Below are 21964 nucleotides of genomic sequence, written 5' to 3'. Positions count from 1 at the left end.
GGAATGAAACAGATTTGCCTGGCGGCAATAGCGCGGTGGTCCCACCTGACCCCATGCCGAACTCAGAAGTGAAACGCCGTAGCGCCGATGGTAGTGTGGGGTCTCCCCATGCGAGAGTAGGACACTGCCAGGCATCAATTAAAGTAAAAAGCCCTGCGTGAAAACGCAGGGCTTTTTGCTATGGGTCGAAAACAGAGCAGCCCCTCACCCCAACCCTCTCCCACAGACGGATCGAGAGCAGCATAAGCCCCTGTTGGAGGGAGTCCGGCGTCGTGGGTGAGCCTGTGCGGCTGCGGAAAGAATGGGGACTATTAACGGACGCGATCGGTTCCCTCTCCTGGGGGAGAGGGTTAGGGTGAGGGGGCTACCTCTTTACCTGCATTAACCACCGAGCAATAAACCGCGCGATTGCCTCAGGCTGATTGATATCTAACAACGGCACAATACCGTCAATCTCCTTGTCGCTGGCTATGGCAATAACGTGCTGATCAAGCATATCTGCAAGAGGTTTACCGACCTCCTCGCGATAAAGAACAATTTTGCTGATCTGCTCATGCTTGAATCCTTCCACCAGGATCAAATCCACCCGACTGCGATCGAATCTGCTGGCCAGATACTGCAGATCCAAAGGCGCTTGCTCTGGGGTTTCGGTCATTAATGCCCAGCGCCGATCGCTGGCAACCAGCGTTTGATCTGCACCTGCTTTGCGTAGTTCATAACTGTCCTTACCGGGCATATCCACATCCATATCATGATGAGTATGCTTGATCAGACCAACGCGTATCTGCTGCTGTTTTAATAGCGGGATCAATTGCTTAAGTAGCGTAGTTTTACCTGTACCGCTATAAGCGGCGATAGCCAGCAAGGGGGGTAATGCGCCGGTCATCGATCGCTCTCCTTTTCCTGTTGCCACTGTTGGCAATCCTCTGGCGTATTCAAATTACGAAAGGCATCTTGCTGCCCACTAAATACCACCGGCTGAGCACCGATAGCTGCCATGAACAGCATCAATTTACGTTCCCCTTGCCCCAGATAGTGGCTTAGCCTATCTACCAGGCAGGTATGCAATAAGGCGAATGTTGGATGATCACGCTCACCATCGTTGGCATAGGCAGCCAGCGCGTTGCCTTTATGCTGCCACAGTTGCTCTACCAGATTGATAGGAAAGTCGGGTACGTCACAAGGGGCGCAGACAATCCATGGCGTGCGGGCATAAGTGAGGCCTGCCAAGATCCCGCCCAGGGGACCTGGGTAATCCGCCGTCAGATCGCCGACAACCGGCAAACCGCTTTGCTGATAACTCTGCTGATTACGGTTGGCACTGATGATCACCTGGCTCACTTGCGGTGTTAATCGGCTCAGTACGTGCTGGTACAGGGTTTTATCCCCCACTTGCACCAATCCCTTATCTTTCCCTCCCATGCGGGTAGAGCGTCCACCGGCCAGAATAACGCCGGTTATATTTGCATGCATAGTCATCATCCAGCCCCTCTCCAATGCCCTGATTGTAGCGCTAAACCTGTTTAGACATCATGATTTACCTTTATTGACACGCTGGTTCTTTCACTACGTAGTCAAGCCTGCTACTTTGTGGGTTTAAACCCGTCGTCTTTCAAGCTGCAGCTCGAAATCCATAGGGTTACTCACTTCACTGGATGATATCTTGATATGAAAACGCATCGCGTAAACGAGCTGATTGAGCTCTTGCACCCGGCCTGGCAACAGGATCCCGATCTCAACCTGATTCAGTTTTTGCAAAAACTGGCGCAGGAAGCGGGTTTTCAGGGGGAACTGGGTGAACTGAGCGATGACATCTTGATCTACCATCTGAAAATGCGTGGCAGTGCGGGCAGCGAACAGATCCCAGGCCTGAAGAAAGACTACGAAGACGATTTTAAAACGGCGTTGCTGCGTGCCCGTGGCGTGATAAAAGATTAGCATTCATGCGGTACGGTCATCAGTGGCGATGATTAGTGCTACTCTTTCTTATTCTTGGCACGCCGTTGTCATCTGGCGAACTGAACGGTTGGTATGAACAACTCGGCATTTAATTTTGAAACCCTTTCCCCCGATCTGATTATGGATGCGCTGGAAGGGATCGGTTTGCGTGTTGATTCTGGGCTGACAGCGCTCAACAGCTATGAAAACCGCGTTTACCAGTTTATGGATGAAGACCGTAAGCGTTACGTGGTGAAATTTTATCGCCCGGAGCGCTGGAGTGCCGAGCAGATTGGTGAAGAACATCGTTTCGCACTGGATTTGTCGCACAACGAAATCCCGGCGGTTGCGCCACTGGTCTTACAGGGAAATACGCTGCACACCCATGCAGGCTTTTTCTTTACCGTATTTCCCAGCGTCGGTGGCCGGCAGTATGAAATTGATAATCTGGAACAGCTGGAGTGGGTAGGGCGATTTCTTGGCCGCATCCACCAGGTTGGCAGTGAAAGCCTGTTCGTCGAGCGGCCGACCATTGGTCTTGAAGAGTATCTCACTGAACCACGGCAGGTGCTGGCCAGCTGTGATTTGGTCCCCAAGGCCCAGCGCGAGACTTTCCTGCGGGCTACGGATACGCTGATTGACGCGATCAAACCGCACTGGCAGCTGGATTGGCAGCCGCTGCGTTTGCATGGCGATTGCCACCCAGGCAATATCTTGTGGCGTGATGGGCCGCTGTTCGTCGATCTTGACGATGCACGCAACGGACCGGCGATACAGGATTTATGGATGTTGTTACACGGCGAACGGCGCGATCGGCTGATGCAGTTGGATATTCTGCTGGAAGCCTACGGCGAATTTGCCGAATTTGATCAACGTGAACTGGCGTTGATCGAACCTCTGCGGGCCATGCGTATGGTGTATTACCTGGCATGGGTAGCACGCCGTTGGCAGGATCCCGCGTTTCCTAAAAGTTTCCCGTGGATGGCGGAGTCTGATTTCTGGTTATCTCAGACTGCGGCATTTACTGAACAGGTTAAGCTGTTGCAGGAGCCTCCTCTGCAGCTCATGCCAATGTATTGAAGCGTTAACATAATGGAGAGTTTAGTTGTATGAAAAAAATCTGGTTGGCACTCGTTGGTATGGTGATGGCATTCAGTGCCTCCGCTGCGCAATTTAGCGATGGGACCCAATACATCACTTTGGATAAGCCGGTCACTGGTGAACCACAGGTGCTGGAGTTCTTCTCTTTCTACTGCCCGCATTGCTATCAGTTTGAAGAGACTTTCCATATCTCTGATGCGATCAAGAAAGGGCTGCCTGAAGGCACCAAGATGACCAAGTACCATGTGGAGTTCTTGGGGCCATTGGGTAAACAACTGACGCAGGCCTGGGCCGTTGCCATGGCTCTGGGTGTAGAAGACAAAATTACTCAGCCAATGTTTGAAGCGATTCAGAAAACCCAAACCGTGCAAACGCCAGACGATATCCGCAAGGTGTTCGTCAATGCTGGCGTAGCTGGGGAAGAGTATGACGCGGCCTTGAACAGCTTCGTGGTGAAATCTCTGGTGGCTCAGCAAGAAAAAGCAGCCGAAGATTTGCAACTGCGTGGCGTGCCAGCGGTATTTGTTAATGGCAAATACATGGTGAAAAACGATGGCCTGGATACCAGCAACATGGACGTTTACGTCAAGCAATTCGCTGATGTTGTCAAGTTCCTGAGCGAGAAGAAGTAATCAGCAGCAAATCACTAACGCCGGTTAATCCGGCGTTTTTTTTACCCTTGTTATTCGCGTTTGAGCCTTTCAAGTAAACTGTCTTTTTCCTGCCATAAGGTATTCAGCCACAGCTGGAATTTGCGCTTAAACCCTTTGTCATTGAAGTAATCCCCATGCAATGTTTCATCAATCGGCAGGCATTCAATCCTGACGACAATGCGCTGCAACCGTCCGCACAACATATCCATAAACGGATGCTCACGGTTATCTGGGTAGCACAGAGTGACGTTCAGGATCTTATCAAATTGCTGACCAAGAGCACTCAGGGTAAAGGCGATCCCGGCAGCTTTGGGGGCGAGTAAATTGCGGTAAGGGGAGCGAGTTTTAATTTTCTTGGCCTCGGTGAAACGGGAGCCTTCAACGAAATTGACGATGGTGGTCGGGCGCAGGCGAAACTTTTCGCAGGAACGTCGTGTGGTTTCTATATCCTGGCCGCGCTTTTGCGGGTGTTTGAGCAGATAGGCCCGCGAATAGCGCTTCATAAAAGGCATATCCAGCGCCCAGCAGGCGATACCGACGAAGGGAACCCAGGCCAGCTGTTGTTTAAGAAAATACTTATTCATGGGGATGTGGTGGCGGAATAATACACACAGCACCACAATGTCCGACCAGCTTTCGTGGTTGCTGATCAGCAAATACCAATTCTTTTTTTCTAAACCTTGCAGCCCTTGAATATCCCATTGTAGCCAGGGGTTAATGCGTAACAATACCGCCAGGCATTGGCACCAGCACCACATCATCAGGTCGGCAAAAGTGGAAATGTATCGCCATACGCCGGGCATGGGGAGCAACAGCTTGATGAGCCCGGCCACCACGATGGGGATAGAGCACAGCATCGTCACGCCAACGGCAAGCAGCGCAGAAAAGATAAAAATAACAGGAGCTAGCAATTTTGGCATGAGTTAAGTGCTGATGGTTGATAAGGATCGTTAGCTACGCCGGAGCGTATCAACAAAAAAATATTTTAACAGAATACAGGCCAACCACACGTGGCTAAAAGTAAGCGATTTTAACCGGGTAGAAATAGCCTGTTTTTTGTCGTTGGCGTGCAGATTTTCAATCTTATGCTATGGTCATTGAGGTAGTAAAATTGATTAAACGTGCGATTAAACTCCGGCCCCAGTTATATCCACAAATTGTCTGAAACACGATAAATAGCAAAGTCGCCAACACTCTTTTTTAACAGTGTGATTTCAATAGGAATTTTATTTCCTATTATAACGATATTAGCGTCGTTATAATTCAGTCTCTAAACTATGCACAAAGTTATCCACAGGCACGATCTTGTGGATCGTTTCGCATAATCCCAGCTAATTTGGCCGAAATGCACGCTAAGATTCGTCACCAGCGGCTAGCTATGGCATGCTTAGCCCAGTCCTTTTCACGAAAAAGAAACGTTATGGCCCAGATTGCAGAAAACCCATTAATCCTGGTGGATGGTTCCTCTTACCTTTACCGCGCCTATCACGCCTTCCCACCGCTGACTAACTCGGTCGGTGAGCCGACGGGAGCGATGTACGGTGTGCTGAACATGCTGCGCAGCCTGCTGCTGCAGTACACTCCCAGCCATGTGGCAGTGGTGTTTGATGCGAAAGGGAAGACCTTCCGTGATGAGCTGTTTGCCGAATATAAATCTCACCGGCCACCGATGCCTGACGATCTGCGGGCGCAGATCGAACCGTTGCATCAGATGGTCAAAGCCATGGGCTTGCCGCTGCTGGTCACACCAGGGGTTGAGGCCGATGACGTGATCGGTACCTTGGCGCTGCAGGCAGAAAAAGCGGGTCATGCCGTTTTGATCAGCACCGGTGACAAAGATATGGCGCAGTTGGTGACACCGAATGTCACCCTGATCAATACCATGAACAACACCATCCTCGGTCCGCAGGAGGTCTGTGACAAATACGGCATTCCTCCCGAGCTGATCATCGATTTCCTGGCGCTGATGGGGGATTCGTCGGACAACATTCCTGGCGTGCCTGGAGTGGGTGAGAAGACGGCCCAGGCGTTGTTGCAAGGGTTAGGGGGGCTGGATGCGCTCTATGCCAATCTGGACAGTATTGCCACGCTGAGCTTCCGTGGTGCCAAAACGATGGCCGCCAAGCTGGAGCAGAACAAAGAGGTCGCTTACCTCTCTTACAAACTGGCGACGATTAAAACCGACGTCGAGCTGGATCTGACCTGCGGTGAATTGGCTGTTAGTCCACCAGATGCCGATAAACTGCATGAACTGTTTAAACGCTACGAATTTAAGCGTTGGATGGCCGATGTTGAAGCCGGTACCTGGTTAGAAAACAAAGGGTCGGGCCGCAAGGCAAGCGCGGCTGCCAAGCCAACCGCAATAGCGGAAGCACCAAGAGCGGCGGCGGAAGCTACCTTGTCGCAGGAAGGTTACGTCACCATTCTGGATGAGGAAACCTTTGCCGAATGGATGCAGCGCCTGAAAAACGCCGACGTCTTCGCCTTCGATACCGAAACTGACGGCCTGGATACCCTGACGGCCAATCTGATCGGGCTGTCCTTCGCCATTGAGCCTGGCGTAGCCGCTTACCTGCCGGTCGCCCATGATTATCTGGATGCACCCCCACAGTTGGATCGCAACCACGTCCTGGCCACCCTGAAACCGCTGCTGGAAGATGAGAAGGCGTTCAAGGTAGGGCAGAACCTGAAGTTCGATAAGAGCCTGCTGGCGCGCTATGACATCGATTTGCGTGGTATTGCTTACGACACCATGCTGGAGTCCTATGTACTCGACAGCGTCAGTGGTCGCCACGATATGGATAGCCTGGCCGATCGTTATCTGGGCCATAAAACCATTACCTTCGAAGAGATCGCGGGTAAAGGTAAAAAGCAGCTAACCTTCAACCAGATTGCCCTTGAAGAGGCGGGCCCTTATGCGGCGGAAGATGCTGACGTAACGCTACAACTGCATCTGGCGATGTGGCCACAGCTGAAAGAGAGTGAAGGCCTGCTGACGGTCTTCAATGAGATTGAAATGCCGTTGCTGCCAGTGCTTTCCCATATCGAACGCACCGGGGTGCTGATCGATCCTAATATCCTCGCAGCCCACTCCATTGAATTGACCAAGCGCCTGGGCGAGCTTGAGATACAGGCTCATGAGTTGGCCGAAGAGCCGTTCAATCTGGCCTCGACCAAGCAGTTACAGGCCATTTTGTATGAAAAGCAAAAGCTGCCGGTGCTGAAAAAGACCCCGGGCGGTGCCCCTTCTACCAATGAGGAAGTATTGGCCGAGTTGGCGCTGGATTATCCACTGCCGAAAGTGATCCTGGAGTATCGTGGTCTGGCGAAGCTGAAAACCACCTACACCGACAAGTTGCCGTTGATGATCAACCCGGTAAGTGGCCGGGTACATACTTCTTATCATCAGGCTGTCACCGCTACCGGCCGTCTGTCATCCAGCGATCCAAACCTGCAAAACATTCCGGTGCGTAACGATGAAGGGCGCCGTATCCGTCAGGCATTTATTGCGCCAGAGGGCTACCGTATTGTGGCCGCGGACTACTCGCAGATTGAGTTGCGCATCATGGCGCATTTATCGCAGGACGCAGGCTTGCTCAAGGCGTTTGCCGAAGGTAAGGACATCCACCGGGCAACGGCGGCAGAAGTCTTTGGTCTGGCGTTGGATAAGGTCACCAATGAACAGCGTCGCAGTGCCAAGGCGATTAACTTTGGTTTGATCTACGGCATGAGCGCCTTCGGCCTGGCTCGCCAGTTGGGGATCCCACGCGGTGAAGCACAGCGCTATATGGATCTGTACTTCGAACGCTACCCTGGCGTGCTGGAGTATATGGAACGCACCCGCCAGCAGGCTGCCGAACAAGGCTATGTCAGCACGCTGGATGGCCGTCGGTTATACCTGCCGGATGTGCGTTCCAGCAACGGCATGCGTCGCAAGGCGGCCGAGAGAGCGGCAATTAACGCCCCTATGCAGGGCACTGCTGCGGATATCATCAAACGCGCGATGATTGAGGTGGATGCCTGGTTGCAAGGGCCTGAGCAGCCGCTGGTGCGCATGATCATGCAGGTGCACGATGAACTGGTGTTTGAAATCCATGAGTCTGCTATTGAACAGGCCAGCCTGCGCATTCATGAGTTGATGGAAAACAGTATGCAACTGGCGGTTCCGCTGCGGGTGGATATCGGCGTGGGTAAAAACTGGGATGAAGCTCACTAATTACCCTGGAGAGTATTAGGGTCAAGTTATTGCTAACTGGCGAAAACCTAAGCAGTTTTGGTAATTGAGCAACCGCCTGTGGCGATAGTTTCGGCAAAATCGTCGCTGTTAATGTCCAGATTGTGTAAGTAAACTACAAAAAATTCTTTTGCAGCGCGAAAAAATGATGTAGAGTTACAGACGTAGGGTACAGAGGTAAGATGTTCTATCTTTCAGACCTTTTACTTCACGTAATCGGATTTGGCTGAATATTTAGCCGCCCCAGTCAGTATTGACTGGGGCGTTTTTTATTGTAAAAACAACGCCAATCCAAAGGTTTTTGTTATCCTTAAGCACCTGCCTTTCGCCGCACTCCTTTCTGAATCCGCCGCTTTTCAACGCCCACAGCCCGAGTTTTGCCATAAGTTTTTATGATGGCTTTTAGTCAAATCTGTAATTAGATAACGAAATCCGCTCTGGTCCGGTAGACGACGGACGTAAAAAAGCCGATGTCTAAGCATCGGCTCAGTGGGCACAGCATGCGGTGCCCCTACCAAATACCCACAGCGGTGATTATTCCCCGCCGAGATCGTCTTCCGGCAACACTTCCGGTGGGATCTCGTTAAACCAGGTATTCAACTTCTGGCTAAGCTTATCGACGCCGATCTTTTTCGGCGAAGAGAAGGCTTCTACCTGAATGTCGCCCATAAAAGACTGCACGGCTTCACGCACCATATTAAGTTGCGCCTTGCGAGCACCAGAAGCCAGCTTATCGGCCTTGGTCAACAGCACCAGCACCGGCGTGCCAACATCAACGGCCCACTGGATCATCTGCTGATCCAGGTCTTTGAGCGGATGGCGGATATCCATCAACACCACCAGGCCTTTCAGGCAGTTGCGCATTTGCAGGTATTCACCCAGCGCCCGCTGCCATTTCTTCTTCATCTCTTCCGGCACTTCGGCATAGCCATAGCCCGGCAGGTCGACCAGGCGGATGCCTTCTTCAACTTCAAACAGGTTAATCAGCTGGGTACGCCCCGGCGTTTTACTGGTACGCGCCAGGCTTTTCTGATTGGTCAGAGTATTGAGCGCGCTGGACTTACCGGCGTTGGAGCGGCCGGCAAACGCCACTTCAATACCTTCATCCCCCGGAAGGTGGCGAATATCGGGCGCACTGGTGACGAAATGGGTCACATGGTAATTGTAGTTCTTGCTGGTCAAAATTTTTCGTCTCCGTGAGGATGGCTATCTGGTGGGCGATTATAACTGCATCAGCGGCAAAAGGGTGTGTTTCTCGGTTTTTAAGCGATTAACCACAAATTGCTTGTGGCAAACTGGCGCCTGCCGTGTGAGACATTGACCATTCGAATAGGGGGTAATGTCGCTTTATTCGAAAGCAGTAAATATTTTATTAATTATAAAACAATGAATTATAATTTCGATATGCACAAAGTTGCCGTAATCCGCCTGTAGGTATCTTGAGCGCACCCCATAAAAGCGTAAAGTAGGTTGCAAGGCAGGAGGCCAAGGAAACAGGAACATCCGGGAAGGGTGAAAAATCTCAGGGAATACACAGGGCGTGTATAGAGTACCAGGATGATGCCAGATGGAATTGAAACTGTTGGTGCCGGAGCGCACGAATAGTACAGGGATGAAGTAGTAACTGCAAATGGATGTACGCGGGAAGCGCACTCAGGAAGAGTGGAAGCGAACGGATCGCAGCAAGGATGATTTTTTCTTTCAGGATGAAGGACGTAGTTGCAGGGAGCGCGGTTATCGCAGATGGAAAGACCGGGATGTTGAGTGTGCGCATGGAGCGCGGAGCAAGAATATCCTTCGACTGAAGGTGCGAAATAGGCGGCAGGTTTTAACCTGCCGCCTTTTTTCTTTGTCTGCTTTCTGCTAGATTCCGCCGCAATCGTATAGCAATTCTATACTGAATCTACATACCTAAGAGTATTAAGCTATGAACCAGCCATCAAAAGCACCTCGCGGCCCACGCAGCAGCGCGGCGACGTCAAAAAGTAAAAAGAAAAGTCGTGTGGAGCTCGATCTGGAAGCTCGTGAGCGCAAGCGTCTGAAAAAGCGCCGTGGCCTGGCTTCCGGTTCTCGCACCCAGAATGACTCTGCCAACCAGAAAAATAAAACCGGGTCAGAACCCAAGGATCCGCGTATCGGCAGTAAAGTGCCGGTTGCGCTGGTGGTGGATGCTAAAGTGAAGGCTAATAAACCGCAGCCAAAGCCGAAGGCAGAAAAGCCGCCGCGTCTCACGCCAGAAGAAGAACTGGCCAAGCTGGAAAACGATGAGCGTCTGGATGCCTTGCTGGATCGCCTGGATGACGGCGCCACGCTGAGTGCCGAAGATCAGGCTTACGTCGATCAAACCCTGGATCGTATCGATGCGCTGATGGAACTGCTGGGCATCGAGCTGGGTGATGAAGACGACGAAGAGCAGGAAGAAAAGCAGGAAGATATTCTGAAACTGCTGAAAGGCGGTAACCCGAAAGACGTATTTTAAGCGGTTATGTGGCTGATCCCGGCAATAGCCCTACTGTTGACATGTTATCTACTGTGGTTATTCGGTAAACTATGGCGGCTGTCGAAGCGCAAAACGCGTTTTCGCAGCGCTTCCGCGGCCAGACAGCGTAGACAACTGCCCATTTCCCGGCCCGGTAGGAAAAAATATCGGAAGGAGTGAGCAAGCATGTCAGAACAGACCATTGTCTGGGATTTGGCCCTGATCCAAAAATATAACTATTCAGGCCCGCGTTATACTTCATACCCCACGGCGCTGGAGTTTAACCAGGGCTACGACGAAGCCGCGTTCCAACGCGCGGCCAAGCGTTATCCTGAGCGACCGCTGTCGCTGTATGTGCATATTCCCTTCTGCCATAAGCTCTGCTACTTCTGTGGCTGCAATAAGCTGGTTACGCGCCAGACCCACAAGGCCGATGAATACCTGGCCGTGCTGGAGCGTGAAATCATCGCGCGTGCACCTCTGTTTGCCGGCCGCAAGGTCAGCCAGCTGCATTGGGGCGGCGGCACTCCGACCTATCTCGATAAACAGCAAATCAGCCGCCTGGTCGCCATGCTGCGTCAGCACTTTGATTTCCAGCCCGATATGGAAATGTCGATCGAAGTTGATCCACGGGAAATCGAGCTGGACGTGCTGGATCACCTGCGTGCCGAAGGCTTCAATCGCCTCAGCATGGGGGTGCAGGACTTCAATAAAGAAGTGCAGCGCCTGGTTAACCGCGAGCAGGATGAAGAATTCATTTTTGCCCTGATCGCCCGGGCCAAGGCGCTAGGCTTTAACTCGACCAATATCGATCTGATTTATGGCCTGCCGAAGCAGACGCCAGAGAGCTTTGCCTTTACGCTGCAACGCGTGGCGGAGTTGAGCCCGGATCGCCTGAGCGTATTCAACTACGCCCATATGCCGAACCTGTTTGCTGCTCAGCGTAAAATCAAGGACGCCGACTTACCTAGCGCCCAACAAAAACTCGATATCCTGCAGCAAACCATCGCTTCGCTGACGGAGTCGGGCTATCAGTTTATCGGCATGGACCATTTTGCCCGGCCTAACGACGAGCTGGCCATTGCCCAGCGCGAAGGCAAGCTGCACCGCAATTTCCAGGGCTATACCACCCAAGGGGACAGCGATCTGCTGGGCCTGGGGGTTTCCGCCATCAGCATGCTGGGGGATAGCTACGCGCAGAACCAGAAAGAGCTGAAGGTGTATTACGCCAACGTGGAAGAGCAGGGGAATGCCCTGTGGCGTGGCCTGGCGATGACGGAAGATGACTGCCTGCGCCGTGACGTGATCAAGACGCTGATCTGTAATTTCCAACTGTCCTATCAGCCAATTGAGCAGCAATACGGCATCGTGTTTGCCGATTACTTTGCGCCCGATCTGGAATTACTGGCACCGTTTGAACGAGATGGGCTGGTGGAGTGCGATGAGCACGGCATCCGCGTCACGCCTCGTGGGCGTTTGCTGATCCGTAATATCTGCATGTGCTTCGATATCTACCTGCGTAAACAGGCCCGCGCCCAACAGTTCTCCCGGGTGATCTGACGTACAACACCATGGCCGCAATGGGCGGCTGTGGTGTTAGCTGAAGAAATTGATCAGTGCGGCGCACAACACTGTGGCAACGGCTGCCTGCGGTGAGTGGCTGACGGCAGAGCCAACGTCTGCGCCCTGGGTAAGAAAGACGATGAATGTATCCAGCATCAAAAACCTCCTGAGTTTGCGCTTCGATCATACTGCTGCCGCCTACCCGGTAAAAGCCTTCAATTGCTGGTTTTTTGTGCGCTAGATTGTATTTTTAATCATCAATTACCCCTCACCCCAACCCTCTCCCAATGTACAGACCGGATATCCCATGAACAACGGTTTGGGGAGAGGGGGCCAGCCCAGAGTCGCGGCAGGTGCGGGAATTAAACGGCAGCACGTTCGGTTCCCTTCCAAGGTATAGACCGCAAACGGTTTGAGGAGAGGGGGCCAGCCCAGAGTCGCGGCAGGTGCGGGAATTAAACGGTAGCACGTTCGGTTCCCTTCCAAGGTATAGACCGCAAACGGTTTGGGGAGAGGGGGTCAGCCCAGAGTCGCGGTCAGGTGCGGGAATTAAACGGTAGCACGTTCGGTTCCCTCTCCCTGTGGGAGAGGGTTAGGGTGAGGGGTATTTACTCCATCCCTAATTCTTTCAACTTACGCGTCAAGGTATTGCGGCCCCATCCCAACAGACGGGCGGCCTCCTGTTTGTGCCCTTGGGTATGGCGTAGCGCCGTCGTGAGCAAGGTGCGCTCCATTTCCGGCTGAGCTTCGGACAACAGGTTTTGATGACCGGAACGTAACGCACGGTCGGCCCATTGTGCCAACAACGTGGCCCAACTGTCCGGCAGGCCGTGGCTGCTGGTTTCAGGAGCGGCGGTTTCAAACAGCTCCGAAGGCAGATCCTGGATCAACACTTCTTGCCCGGCAGCCATTACGGTCAGCCAGCGGCAGGTGTTTTCCAACTGGCGCACGTTGCCTGGCCACGGCAAGCGGGTGAGGGCAGTTTCGGTTTCCGGATGCAGATTCTTTGCTTCAACCCCCAACTCTTTTGCAGCTACCTGTAGGAAATAGCGCGCCAGCCGCGGAATATCCTCACGGCGTTCACGCAGCGGTGGCAGATGCACGCGGATCACGTTCAGGCGGTGGAACAGGTCCTCACGGAATTTGCCCTCCTGGACGCGCAACTCCAGGTTCTGGTGGGTAGCGGCAATGATACGCACGTCCACTTTCACCGGAGCATAGCCGCCAACGCGATAGAACTGGCCGTCAGCCAGCACGCGCAGCAAGCGAGTTTGCACATCCAGCGGCATATCCCCGATCTCATCTAGGAACAGCGTACCGCCATCGGCCTGCTCAAAACGGCCCTGACGGATCTGATTGGCTCCGGTAAATGCCCCTTTCTCATGACCAAACAGCTCGGACTCGATCAGGTCTTTAGGGATCGCGGCCATATTCAGGGCGATAAACGGCGATTTGGCGCGTGGGCTGTGGCGATGCAGCGCATGGGCTACCAGCTCTTTCCCGGTTCCCGACTCCCCGTTGATCAGCACGCTGATCGATGAGCGCGACAGGCGACCGATGATGCGAAACACGTCCTGCATGGCCGGTGCTTCACCAATAATATCGGCCACGGGATCGTTGGCAGGTTGGCTGCGAGCCGGTTGCTGCTGTTCCTGATAATGGCTGATGGCACGCTCTACCAGCGCTACGGCTTCATCAATATCAAAGGGTTTTGGCAGGTAATCGAACGCGCCCTGTTGATAGGCGCTGACCGCCGCATCCAGATCCGAATGTGCCGTCATTATGATGACCGGGAGCATCGGGTGACGCTGTTTTATCTGCTTGAGCAGCGCCAGACCGTCCATCCCCGGCATGCGGATATCAGACAGCAGCACGTCGGGAGTTTGCGTTGCCAATGCTTCCAACACGGCATTGCCGTTGTCGAAGGTGACGCTGTTCAGTCCGGCCCCGGTGAGCGCACGCTCGAGCACCCAGCGGATGGAGCTATCGTCATCGACGATCCAGACTATCCCTCGTTGCATAGCAAACCTCACTGACGAATGGGCAGGAACACCGAGAATTCGGTATGTCCTGGCCAACTGTTAAATTCAATTTTTCCGCAATGCTGATCGATAAGATTACGGGCGATGGATAATCCCAGGCCGGTACCGCCTTCGCGGCCGCTGACCATGGGGTAGAAGAGGGTATCTTGCAGCAGGGCAGGAACGCCCGGGCCATCATCTTCAACATCGATCCGTGCCGCTAACCGATAGCGGGTGCCATGCAGGGTGATTTGAAACGCGGTACGCGTACGCAGCGTGATGGTGCCACCGGTTTCGCTCAGCGCCTGTAGCGCGTTGCGGGTGATATTGAGCAACACCTGCTCGATTTGATCGGGATCGTGCGCCAGTTCCGGCAGGCTGGGGTCGTAATCGCGCACCAGGGTGACGTTATCCGGTTTCTCCAGCGACACCAGTTGGCAGACTCGTTCCGCGACCTGATGGATACTCTGGGTAATATGTTGGCCTGGGCGCTGTGGCCCCAGCAGACGATCCACCAGATTACGCAGCCGATCGGCCTGCTCGATGATCACCTTGGTGTATTCCGTCAGCGAAGGGTCTGGCAGGGCTTTGGCCAGCAACTGCGCAGCCCCCCGCAAACCGCCGAGCGGATTCTTGATTTCATGAGCCAGACCGCGCACCAGATCGCGTGCCGCCACCTGCTGAGCGTGCTGTAACTGCTCCTGACTGAGGCGACGCTGATTGTCCATAGGGGCCAGCTCAAGCAGAATAAAGCCATCAGGCAGTGCCTGAGCGGTCAGGGAGAGGATATGGGCGCGGCTGTCGACCACCAGGGTCACTTCGTTATCGGTAAAGCCCTGACCCGCATGCAGGCTCTCACGCATCAGATCGATATTCAGCGAAAAATAGCCGAGTAAATCGGGCAGCGGTGTACCGAAAAGTTTACGGGAACTTTGTGCCAGCAGCTGTTGCGCCGCCGGATTGGCGTAGTGGATCGCCAGTGTGTCATCCAACAGCAAGATGCTATTGATGAGAGAATTGAGGATCTGCCCAGCATCGGGCAGCTTGCCGGTTGCCATACAGCAGTCTCCTGCACCTTTTTAGTGCATCCATCCTACTCCATCCGTAACCGTCACGGTATGAAATAGTTTTGCAGAATATACGGTGGAGAAAAAAGCCCATCAGAAGATGGGCTAAAAGTTTCCACGGCAACAAAAAAACGGCTACTAAAATTCAGGACGCGCCATCGTGTATAGGACTTAAACGCTGTAGTACAGTTCGAACTCAACTGGGTGTGGCGTCATGCGCACGCGATCCATCTCTTCTTTACGCAGTTCGATGTAAGCATCGATCGCGTCGTCGGTGAACACGCCACCACGGGTCAGGAATTCACGGTCTTCGTTCAGTGCGGCCATCGCTTCATCCAGTGAACCCGCTACTTTTGGAATTTCAGCTTCTTCTTCCGGCGGCAGGTCATACAGGTTTTTATCCATGGCATCGCCAGGGTGGATCTTGTTGATCACGCCGTCAAGGCCCGCCATTAGCAGTGCAGCAAAGCACAGGTACGGGTTAGCCGCTGGATCAGGGAAGCGGGCTTCGATACGGCGCGCTTTCGGGCTGGCAACCACTGGGATACGGATAGAGGCAGAACGGTTACGGGCAGAGTAAGCCAGCATGACCGGTGCTTCATAGCCTGGGACCAGACGCTTGTAAGAGTTGGTGGTCGGGTTAGCCAGGGCGTTGATCGCTTTAGCGTGCTTGATGATGCCGCCAATGTAGAACAATGCCATTTCAGACAGGCCGCCGTACTTGTCGCCAGCGAACAGGTTGGTGCCGTTCTTGGACAGTGACATGTGGCAGTGCATGCCTGAACCGTTATCGCCAAACATCGGTTTTGGCATAAAGGTCGCGGTTTTGCCAAATGCGTGAGCCACGTTATGCACCACGTATTTGTAGATTTGGATTTCGTCGGCTTTCTTGGTCATGGTGTTGAAGCGGGTTGCCACTTCGTTCTGACCTGCGGTGGCCACTTCGTGGTGGTGAGCTTCAACTACCAGGCCCATTTCTTCCATGGTCAGACACATGGTAGAGCGGATGTCCTGTGAAGAGTCGACCGGTGGTACTGGGAAGTAACCGCCTTTTACCGCTGGACGGTGGCCTTTGTTGCCGCCTTCGAGTTTAGTGCTGGAGTTCCACGCGCCTTCGATATCATCGATAGCGACCATGGAGCCACGAATGCTGCTGCCGAAACGAATATCGTCGAACAGGAAGAACTCAGGTTCTGGCCCGAACAGCACGGTATCGGCGATGCCGGAAGAACGCAGGAAGTCTTCGGCGCGCTTGGAGATGGAACGTGGGTCACGATCGTAGCCTTGCATGGTGCCTGGCTCGAGGATGTCACAACGAATGATCAGGGTAGATTCTTCGAAGAACGGATCCAGAACCGCCGTGCTGGCGTCTGGCATCAGGACCATGTCAGATTCGTTGATGCCCTTCCAACCACCGATTGAGGAGCCGTCAAACATTTTTCCTTCTTCGAAGAAGTCGGCATTTACCTGATGAGCAGGGATGGTAACGTGTTGCTCTTTACCCTTGGTGTCAGTGAAACGCAGGTCTACGAATTTCACTTCATGCTCATTCAGCATCGTCAAAACGTGTTCAGCGGACATACTTAACTCTCCCGGTTTTATCGTTGTCATCGTCGTGGAACGAATCTGTGTGACTGGCTTGTTTTTGCCTTGTTTATGGTAAAGCGAAAACTGTGCCAACTTTTCAAAAGCGAAAAAATCGCCTATTTGTGCGGGTTTTACTCATGACCAGTATGCACCATTAGCGATGCAATGCACTATCATGGTGCAAATTACCCGGGGCTGGGCACTGTAATGGTGCAAAACATCATCAGTTGCTGCTTTTTGCAGCGTGAAAGGGATCACAAACTAGCCTGTACACAGTTGTTTATAAGAGAGTGTTGTGATCTTGTTTAGTCCCTCGCTTAATACGTGTACAATAGCGCGCTATTTCTAATGCCTGAGGCAAAGCTGTGATCGAAAATTTGCGTAACATCGCCATTATTGCCCACGTTGACCATGGTAAGACCACCCTGGTTGACAAGCTGCTGCAACAATCCGGTACTTTCGGAGAGCGTGCGGAAGCCACTGAACGTGTAATGGACTCCAACGATTTGGAGAAAGAGCGTGGGATTACCATCCTCGCAAAAAACACCGCCATTAATTGGAAAGACTACCGCATCAACATCGTGGATACCCCAGGACACGCCGACTTCGGCGGTGAGGTTGAGCGTGTGATGTCAATGGTCGACTCGGTGCTGCTGGTTGTGGATGCAATGGATGGCCCAATGCCGCAAACCCGTTTTGTGACCAAAAAAGCCTTCGCTAATGGTCTGAAACCGATCGTGGTAATCAACAAGGTTGACCGCCCTGGTGCGCGTCCTGACTGGGTTGTGGATCAGGTCTTCGACCTGTTCGTCAACCTGGACGCGACCGACGAACAGCTCGACTTCCCAATCATCTATGCTTCTGCTCTGCTGGGTATCGCTGGTGCAGATCATAACGATATGGCTGAAGACATGACTCCGCTGTACCAGGCGATTGTCGACCACGTCTCTGCGCCACAGGTTGAGCTGGAAGCCCCATTCCAGATGCAGATCTCTCAGCTGGACTACAACAACTACGTGGGCGTTATCGGCATCGGCCGTATCAAGCGTGGTAAGGTCAAGCCTAACCAACAGATCACTCTGATCGACAGCGAAGGCAAAACCCGTAACGGTAAAATCGGTAAAGTGCTGACCCATATGGGTCTGGAACGTATCGAAGCCACCGTTGCCGAAGCGGGCGACATCGTTGCCATCACCGGTCTGGGCGAACTGAACATCTCCGACACCATTTGTGATGTGAACGCGGTAGAAGCGTTGCCAGCACTGTCAGTAGATGAACCAACCGTAAGCATGTTCTTCAACGTCAATACCTCGCCGTTCTGTGGTAAAGAAGGCAAGTATGTGACTTCACGCCAGATCCTTGAGCGTCTGAACAAAGAACTGGTTCACAACGTAGCGTTGCGCGTTGAAGAAACTGCCGATGCTGATGCGTTCCGTGTTTCAGGCCGTGGTGAACTTCACCTGTCGGTACTGATCGAAAACATGCGTCGTGAAGGTTTCGAGCTGGCGGTTTCCCGTCCGAAAGTTATCTTCCGTGAAATCGATGGCCGCAAGCAAGAGCCGTTCGAGAACGTCACGCTGGACATCGAAGAACAGCACCAGGGTTCTGTGATGCAGGCGATGGGTGAGCGTAAAGCTGACCTGAAAAACATGGATCCAGATGGTAAGGGCCGTGTGCGTCTTGATTACGTGATCCCAAGCCGTGGCTTGATCGGTTTCCGTAACGAATTCATGACCATGACTTCCGGTACTGGCTTGCTGTACTCCACCTTCAGCCACTATGACGACGTGCGTCAGGGCGAAGTGGGCCAGCGTCAGAACGGCGTGCTGATCTCTAACGGCCAGGGCAAAGCGGTAGCGTTCGCACTGTTCGGTCTGCAAGATCGCGGCAAGCTGTTCCTGGGCCACGGTGCTGAAGTGTATGAAGGCCAGATCATCGGTATCCACTCACGTTCTAACGACCTGACCGTGAACTGCCTGACCGGTAAAAAACTGACCAACATGCGTGCTTCTGGTACTGACGAAGCGACTACCCTGGTGCCGGCCATCAAAATGTCTCTGGAGCAAGCTCTGGAATTCATCGATGATGACGAACTGGTAGAAGTGACGCCAATCTCGATCCGTATCCGTAAGCGTCATCTGACGGAAAACGATCGTAAGCGTGCCAACCGCGGTCCTAAAGAAGCTTAATTCGCCGATTTAATCCGCAATACTTAGGGCGTGTCACAGCGCCCTGAGTTTTTTCCTCTGCCTTTCCCCCTTTCTGCGGCGCGCCATGCGCTTTTCACACTGCTCCCTGTTCAGCCTTAACTTTTCCCGTTACAGTGAAATCTCACTGGCCCATGGGAGAGGACTATGCTGTATATCTTTGATTTAGGTAATGTGATTGTCGATATCGATTTCAAACGTGTACTGGGCGTGTGGAGCAACCTCAGCGGCACACCGCTGGCGACGCTGTCCGAACGTTTTAGCATGGGCGAGGTTTTCCAACAGCACGAGCGTGGTGAGGTCAGCGACGAAGAGTTCGCGCAAAAACTGTGTGAGGAGATGGGGATTGCACTCAGCTTCGAGCAGTTTGCCACCGGCTGGCAGGCGGTATTTGTCGCTCTGCGCCCGGAAGTGATCGAGATTATGCACCGCCTGCGCAACGAAGGGCATCGCGTGGTGGTGTTATCGAACACCAACCGTCTGCACTGTAATTACTGGCCTCAGCATTATCCACAGGTTGCTGAAGCGGCCGATCACATGTATCTGTCGCAGGACCTTGGCATGCGTAAACCCGATGCCAACATCTATCAGCACGTCCTCAAAGCGGAAAACACCCCGGCGGCTCAGGCGGTGTTCTTTGACGATGTAGAGGCTAACGTGGCGGCAGCAGCTGCGCTGGGGATCAAGGCGGTCCATGTCATCGATCGCCAGGTTATTCCGGCTTATTTTGCTCAATGATCACCGTACGTTAAGCTTAAGGCGTCCAGACTGACATTTAGGATGAAGATATGTCGTTTTTCCGCCGCAAAAAGCTGCCATCGTCAATCAAACCCGGGATAACCTTCGGGCGGTTGCTGTATAAACGTATCGATGAGGATGGCCTGACCATGTTGGCGGGCCATCTGGCCTACGTCTCGCTACTTTCCCTGGTGCCGCTGATCACCGTGGTGTTTGCGCTATTTGCCGTTTTCCCGATGTTCGCGGACATCAGCGTCCAGCTGAAAAGCTTTATTTTCTCCAACTTTATGCCCGCTGCCGGTAACGTGCTGCAACGTTACCTGGAACAGTTCGTCGCTAATTCCAACAAGATGACCGCCGTGGGCATCTGCGGCCTGATTGTCACCGCGCTGCTGCTGATCTCCTCGGTGGATAGCGTGTTGAACACCATCTGGCGCAGCAAGAACAAACGGCCGATGGTGGTTTCCTTTGCCGTTTACTGGATGGTGCTGACCCTCGGTCCGCTGTTGGTGGGGGCCAGTATGGCGATCAGCTCCTATCTGCTGTCTCTACAATGGTTAGCGCAAACCGGCGTTAACAGCCTGGTGGATGAGGTACTGCGTATCTTCCCGCTGATCCTGTCGTGGGTCTCTTTCTGGCTGTTATATTGCGTTGTGCCTACGGTGCGCGTGCCGCCGAAAGATGCGCTGGTCGGGGCGCTGGTGGCCGGGGTGCTGTTCGAACTGGGCAAGAAAGGCTTTGCGCTGTATGTCACCATGTTCCCCTCCTATCAGCTGATCTACGGCGTACTGGCGGTGATCCCGATTTTATTTTTATGGGTCTATTGGAGCTGGTGTATCGTGTTATTGGGTGCCGAAATTACCGTTACGTTGGGTGAGTACCGCCTTTACCAGCAGCAAAAAGCAGAACAACAGCAAAAGCAGGAGCAGGAAGGATCGTTATGATTGCGTTAATTCAGCGGGTATTAACTGCCAGCGTTACGGTAGAAGGCCAGACGGTAGGCAAGATTGGCCCCGGTTTGTTAGTGTTATTGGGCGTCGAGCAGGATGATAACGAGCAAAAAGCCCAACGCCTGTGTGAGCGGGTGCTGGGGTATCGCATCTTCGGCGACGAGGATGACAAGATGAATTTAAACGTCCAGCAGGCTGGCGGCAGCCTGCTGGTGGTGTCGCAGTTCACCCTGGTGGCTGATACCCAGAAAGGCATGCGGCCGAGCTTCTCGCGCGGTGCGGTGCCACAGGAAGCCGATCGGTTATACCGCTATTTTGTTGAGCAGTGCCAGCAGCGGGGTATCGAAACCCAGACCGGTGAGTTTGCCGCCGATATGCAGGTGGCCTTGGTGAACGACGGCCCGGTGACGTTCTGGTTACAAGTTTAAGTTTTACGAGAGAGAAGGCGTCTATGTATCACCTACGAGTACCCGTTACAGAACAAGAACTGAAAGAGTATTACCAGTTTCGCTGGGAGATGCTGCGTAAGCCATTGCACCAGCCGGTGGGTTCGGAAAAGGATGCCTACGACGCCATGGCGCACCATCAAATGGTGGTGGATGAGAATGGCCGGATTGTGGCGATTGGCCGCTTGTATATCAATGCCGACAACGAAGCCGCTATCCGCTTCCTGGCGGTTGATCCCACCGTGCAGGACAAGGGCCTGGGTACGCTGGTGGCGATCACCCTGGAGTCGGTTGCGCGGCAGGAAGGGGTGAAGCGGGTGGTGTGTAGCGCCCGTGAGGATGCGGTGGATTTCTTTGCCAAGCTGGGATTTATTAACCAGGGCGAAATTACCGCGCCGCAAACCACGCCGATCCGCCATTACCTGATGATCAAACCGGTGGCCACGCTGGACGATATTCTGCATCGCCCCGATTGGTGCGGCCAGTTACAACAAGCCTGGTATGAGCATATCCCGCTCAGTGAAAAAATGGGGGTGCGCATCAGCCAGTATACCGGCCAGCGTTTTGTCACCACCATGCCGGAGGTTGGCAACCAGAATCCGCACCACACGCTGTTTGCCGGCAGCCTGTTCTCCCTGGCGACGTTGACCGCCTGGGGCCTGATCTGGCTGCTGCTACGTGAGCGCCATCTGGGCGGCACGATTATTCTGGCGGATGCCCATATTCGCTACAGTAAACCGATCACCGGCAGGCCAAGGGCAGTTGCCGATCTTGGTTCCCTGAGTGGCGATCTGGCCCGTTTGGCGCGTGGCCGCCGGGCGCGCGTACAGGCAGAGGTGCAATTATTTGGTGACGATGGCCAGGGCGCGATATTTGAGGGCACTTATATGGTGCTGCCTGCCGAACCCGAGGAGCCGCTGGAGAAGGGGGGATCGGAGGCGATTGCGAGCTGATAGGACATTTACCCTGACGGGCGCTGT

The 21964-nt window shown here is 53.5% G+C and carries 20 protein-coding genes and 1 rRNA gene; 13 read left to right on the top strand and 8 right to left on the bottom strand.

Going from position 1 to position 21964, the window contains the following annotated elements; genetic code table 11:
• The first annotated feature begins 17 nt into the window (after positions 1 to 17).
• Positions 18 to 133: ribosomal RNA gene (rrf, locus tag ACRDCA_RS05440) — 5S ribosomal RNA — on the top strand.
• Between the two features lie 231 nt (positions 134 to 364).
• Here the strand turns inward: rrf and mobB are convergent.
• Positions 365 to 886: a molybdopterin-guanine dinucleotide biosynthesis protein MobB gene (gene mobB, locus ACRDCA_RS05435; protein ID WP_438688611.1), complete on the bottom strand. Its 522-nt coding sequence runs from the start codon at positions 884 to 886 to the stop codon at positions 365 to 367.
• Positions 883 to 1473: a molybdenum cofactor guanylyltransferase MobA gene (gene mobA, locus ACRDCA_RS05430; RefSeq protein ID WP_438688610.1), complete on the bottom strand. Its 591-nt coding sequence runs from the start codon at positions 1471 to 1473 to the stop codon at positions 883 to 885. Before mobA ends, mobB begins: the two co-directional genes overlap by 4 nt.
• Before the next feature lie 195 nt (positions 1474 to 1668).
• On the opposite strand from mobA, the gene ACRDCA_RS05425 reads away from it, so the two are divergent.
• From ACRDCA_RS05425 to dsbA, 3 genes are all read left to right on the top strand, one after another.
• Positions 1669 to 1938 (top strand): YihD family protein, encoded by a 270-nt coding sequence (locus ACRDCA_RS05425; RefSeq protein WP_438688609.1) that lies wholly within the window; start codon positions 1669 to 1671, stop codon positions 1936 to 1938.
• A 93-nt stretch (positions 1939 to 2031) separates the two neighbouring features.
• On the top strand, positions 2032 to 3018 hold the full coding sequence (locus ACRDCA_RS05420) for a serine/threonine protein kinase (protein ID WP_438688608.1): 987 nt from the start codon (positions 2032 to 2034) through the stop codon (positions 3016 to 3018).
• Positions 3019 to 3047: 29 nt separating this feature from the next.
• Positions 3048 to 3671: a thiol:disulfide interchange protein DsbA gene (gene dsbA / locus ACRDCA_RS05415; RefSeq protein ID WP_438688607.1), complete on the top strand. Its 624-nt coding sequence runs from the start codon at positions 3048 to 3050 to the stop codon at positions 3669 to 3671.
• Between the two features lie 50 nt (positions 3672 to 3721).
• On the opposite strand, the gene ACRDCA_RS05410 is transcribed toward dsbA, so the two are convergent.
• Positions 3722 to 4612 carry an acyltransferase gene (locus ACRDCA_RS05410; RefSeq protein ID WP_438688606.1) on the bottom strand — a complete coding sequence of 297 codons (891 nt, stop codon included), beginning with the start codon at positions 4610 to 4612 and terminating at the stop codon, positions 3722 to 3724.
• Positions 4613 to 5112: 500 nt separating this feature from the next.
• Between ACRDCA_RS05410 and polA the strand changes: the two genes are divergently transcribed.
• Positions 5113 to 7908 (top strand): DNA polymerase I, encoded by a 2796-nt coding sequence (gene polA / locus ACRDCA_RS05405; protein ID WP_438688605.1) that lies wholly within the window; start codon positions 5113 to 5115, stop codon positions 7906 to 7908.
• Positions 7909 to 8108: 200 nt separating this feature from the next.
• Positions 8109 to 8156 (top strand): spot 42 RNA, inhibition of DNA synthesis, encoded by a 48-nt coding sequence (locus ACRDCA_RS05400; RefSeq protein ID WP_071892919.1) that lies wholly within the window; start codon positions 8109 to 8111, stop codon positions 8154 to 8156.
• 304 nt (positions 8157 to 8460) lie between these two features.
• Here the strand turns inward: ACRDCA_RS05400 and yihA are convergent, their stop codons facing one another.
• Complete coding sequence (yihA, locus tag ACRDCA_RS05395; RefSeq protein ID WP_025121265.1) at positions 8461 to 9108, bottom strand: ribosome biogenesis GTP-binding protein YihA/YsxC; 648 nt, start codon at positions 9106 to 9108, stop codon at positions 8461 to 8463.
• A 745-nt stretch (positions 9109 to 9853) separates the two neighbouring features.
• Here yihA and yihI point away from each other — a divergent pair.
• Together yihI and hemN are read left to right on the top strand one after the other, a co-directional pair.
• Positions 9854 to 10405, top strand: coding sequence for a Der GTPase-activating protein YihI (gene yihI / locus ACRDCA_RS05390; RefSeq protein ID WP_438688604.1), 552 nt, complete (start codon positions 9854 to 9856; stop codon positions 10403 to 10405).
• 186 nt (positions 10406 to 10591) lie between these two features.
• Positions 10592 to 11965: an oxygen-independent coproporphyrinogen III oxidase gene (gene hemN, locus ACRDCA_RS05385; RefSeq protein ID WP_438688603.1), complete on the top strand. Its 1374-nt coding sequence runs from the start codon at positions 10592 to 10594 to the stop codon at positions 11963 to 11965.
• A 36-nt stretch (positions 11966 to 12001) separates the two neighbouring features.
• Here hemN and ACRDCA_RS05380 read toward each other — a convergent pair whose 3' ends face one another.
• The 4 genes from ACRDCA_RS05380 to glnA all read right to left on the bottom strand — a co-directional run bounded on the left by ACRDCA_RS05380 (position 12002) and on the right by glnA (position 16637).
• Complete coding sequence (locus ACRDCA_RS05380; protein ID WP_438688602.1) at positions 12002 to 12124, bottom strand: YshB family small membrane protein; 123 nt, start codon at positions 12122 to 12124, stop codon at positions 12002 to 12004.
• A 452-nt stretch (positions 12125 to 12576) separates the two neighbouring features.
• Positions 12577 to 13989, bottom strand: coding sequence for a nitrogen regulation protein NR(I) (glnG, locus tag ACRDCA_RS05375; RefSeq protein ID WP_025121268.1), 1413 nt, complete (start codon positions 13987 to 13989; stop codon positions 12577 to 12579).
• Between the two features lie 8 nt (positions 13990 to 13997).
• Positions 13998 to 15047, bottom strand: coding sequence for a nitrogen regulation protein NR(II) (gene glnL / locus ACRDCA_RS05370; protein WP_025121269.1), 1050 nt, complete (start codon positions 15045 to 15047; stop codon positions 13998 to 14000).
• A gap of 180 nt (positions 15048 to 15227) precedes the next feature.
• Positions 15228 to 16637 carry a glutamate--ammonia ligase gene (gene glnA, locus ACRDCA_RS05365; protein WP_024482962.1) on the bottom strand — a complete coding sequence of 470 codons (1410 nt, stop codon included), beginning with the start codon at positions 16635 to 16637 and terminating at the stop codon, positions 15228 to 15230.
• A 371-nt stretch (positions 16638 to 17008) separates the two neighbouring features.
• Between glnA and typA the strand changes: the two genes are divergently transcribed.
• From typA to fabY, 5 genes are all read left to right on the top strand, one after another.
• Entirely contained in the window at positions 17009 to 18832 is a 1824-nt protein-coding gene (gene typA, locus ACRDCA_RS05360) for a ribosome-dependent GTPase TypA (RefSeq protein WP_438688601.1), read from the top strand.
• Positions 18833 to 18997: 165 nt separating this feature from the next.
• On the top strand, positions 18998 to 19588 hold the full coding sequence (yihX, locus tag ACRDCA_RS05355; RefSeq protein ID WP_438688600.1) for a glucose-1-phosphatase: 591 nt from the start codon (positions 18998 to 19000) through the stop codon (positions 19586 to 19588).
• A 50-nt stretch (positions 19589 to 19638) separates the two neighbouring features.
• The gene (locus ACRDCA_RS05350) at positions 19639 to 20532 is read left to right on the top strand and encodes a virulence factor BrkB family protein (RefSeq protein ID WP_438688599.1); all 894 of its coding nucleotides are present in this window, start codon (positions 19639 to 19641) and stop codon (positions 20530 to 20532) included.
• Entirely contained in the window at positions 20529 to 20966 is a 438-nt protein-coding gene (dtd, locus tag ACRDCA_RS05345) for a D-aminoacyl-tRNA deacylase (RefSeq protein WP_438688598.1), read from the top strand. Before ACRDCA_RS05350 ends, dtd begins: the two co-directional genes overlap by 4 nt.
• A gap of 23 nt (positions 20967 to 20989) precedes the next feature.
• Positions 20990 to 21937 (top strand): fatty acid biosynthesis protein FabY, encoded by a 948-nt coding sequence (fabY, locus tag ACRDCA_RS05340; protein ID WP_025121275.1) that lies wholly within the window; start codon positions 20990 to 20992, stop codon positions 21935 to 21937.
• The last annotated feature ends 27 nt before the right edge of the window (positions 21938 to 21964 follow it).

It is taken from the genome of Serratia sp. (in: enterobacteria) (genome assembly GCF_051654945.1).
Lineage (GTDB): Bacteria > Pseudomonadota > Gammaproteobacteria > Enterobacterales > Enterobacteriaceae > Chania.
The sequence above is the reverse complement of the archived record's forward strand: the minus strand, read 5'-3'. Positions and strand labels throughout refer to the sequence as shown.

Bases quoted from the DNA above. Each gene is read 5' to 3' on its own strand.
- glnG (WP_025121268.1), bottom strand. From the start codon at position 13,989: ATGCAACGAGGGATAGTCTGGATCGTCGATGACGATAGCTCCATCCGC.
- ACRDCA_RS05350 (WP_438688599.1), top strand. From the start codon at position 19,639: ATGTCGTTTTTCCGCCGCAAAAAGCTGCCATCGTCAATCAAACCCGGG.
- fabY (WP_025121275.1), top strand. From the start codon at position 20,990: ATGTATCACCTACGAGTACCCGTTACAGAACAAGAACTGAAAGAGTAT.
- polA (WP_438688605.1), top strand. From the start codon at position 5,113: ATGGCCCAGATTGCAGAAAACCCATTAATCCTGGTGGATGGTTCCTCT.
- glnL (WP_025121269.1), bottom strand. From the start codon at position 15,047: ATGGCAACCGGCAAGCTGCCCGATGCTGGGCAGATCCTCAATTCTCTC.
- yihI (WP_438688604.1), top strand. From the start codon at position 9,854: ATGAACCAGCCATCAAAAGCACCTCGCGGCCCACGCAGCAGCGCGGCG.
- dtd (WP_438688598.1), top strand. From the start codon at position 20,529: ATGATTGCGTTAATTCAGCGGGTATTAACTGCCAGCGTTACGGTAGAA.
- hemN (WP_438688603.1), top strand. From the start codon at position 10,592: ATGTCAGAACAGACCATTGTCTGGGATTTGGCCCTGATCCAAAAATAT.
- glnA (WP_024482962.1), bottom strand. From the start codon at position 16,637: ATGTCCGCTGAACACGTTTTGACGATGCTGAATGAGCATGAAGTGAAA.
- ACRDCA_RS05410 (WP_438688606.1), bottom strand. From the start codon at position 4,612: ATGCCAAAATTGCTAGCTCCTGTTATTTTTATCTTTTCTGCGCTGCTT.
- ACRDCA_RS05425 (WP_438688609.1), top strand. From the start codon at position 1,669: ATGAAAACGCATCGCGTAAACGAGCTGATTGAGCTCTTGCACCCGGCC.
- mobA (WP_438688610.1), bottom strand. From the start codon at position 1,473: ATGCATGCAAATATAACCGGCGTTATTCTGGCCGGTGGACGCTCTACC.
- ACRDCA_RS05420 (WP_438688608.1), top strand. From the start codon at position 2,032: ATGAACAACTCGGCATTTAATTTTGAAACCCTTTCCCCCGATCTGATT.
- ACRDCA_RS05380 (WP_438688602.1), bottom strand. From the start codon at position 12,124: ATGCTGGATACATTCATCGTCTTTCTTACCCAGGGCGCAGACGTTGGC.
- mobB (WP_438688611.1), bottom strand. From the start codon at position 886: ATGACCGGCGCATTACCCCCCTTGCTGGCTATCGCCGCTTATAGCGGT.
- yihX (WP_438688600.1), top strand. From the start codon at position 18,998: ATGCTGTATATCTTTGATTTAGGTAATGTGATTGTCGATATCGATTTC.
- dsbA (WP_438688607.1), top strand. From the start codon at position 3,048: ATGAAAAAAATCTGGTTGGCACTCGTTGGTATGGTGATGGCATTCAGT.